This window comes from Vibrio sp. 1978 (assembly GCF_033344345.1).
Genome location: NZ_JAWPOP010000462.1, coordinates 1 through 701, shown reverse-complemented (window position 1 = coordinate 701; position 701 = coordinate 1). Strand labels below are relative to the sequence as shown.

Here is a 701-nt window from a genome sequence, read left to right as displayed (position 1 = left end):
GCTTCGTTAACCAGCAGTTGTAACGGCGCAAGTTAGCCATTAAGGAGCTCATAATGAAACGTATCTGTTTACTTGCGCTGATCACAACCATGTCTGGCTGTGCGATGTTAGAACCCATCGAAACGGATGAAGTGACGCAAGCGACTACCGTTGTGGATGCGGTTGAAGGCGATAAGTCGAAAGACGAGAGTAGCGGCATCGTTGATACACTGCGCGGCAGAAATGATCCGGTTGCTGGTGATCCAGCTTGGGCTCCAATCCATCCAAAACAAAAGCCTGAGCATTATGCTGCGGCGACGGGTTCTCTGTTTAGCCCAGAGCACATTACCGATTTGTATGATGACTCTAAACCTCGCGGCATTGGCGACATCATCACAGTTACGTTAGATGAAACCACCAGTGCGACGAAGAGCGCTAACGCGGATTTGTCGAAAACCAACGAAGCGCAAATGGATCCGTTACAAGTGGGCGGTGAAGAGCTGAAAGTAGGCGGCAAGTACAACTTCTCGTATGACTTAAACAACACCAACACCTTTGCTGGCGACTCTTCTGCGAAGCAGAGTAACAGCATCAGTGGTTACATTACGGTCGAAGTGATCGAAGTGCTGGCAAACGGCAACCTCGTGATCCGCGGTGAGAAGTGGATGACGCTAAATACGGGTGACGAGTACATTCGCTTAAGCGGCACAATTCGTCCTGAT

General features: G+C 49.9%; 1 protein-coding gene. It reads left to right on the top strand.

The window, feature by feature from the left end; genetic code table 11:
• Window positions 1–53: 53 nt before the first annotated feature.
• On the top strand, window positions 54–701 hold a 648-nt coding region (flgH, locus tag R8N49_RS27235; protein ID WP_318186686.1), incomplete at its 3' end, for a flagellar basal body L-ring protein FlgH.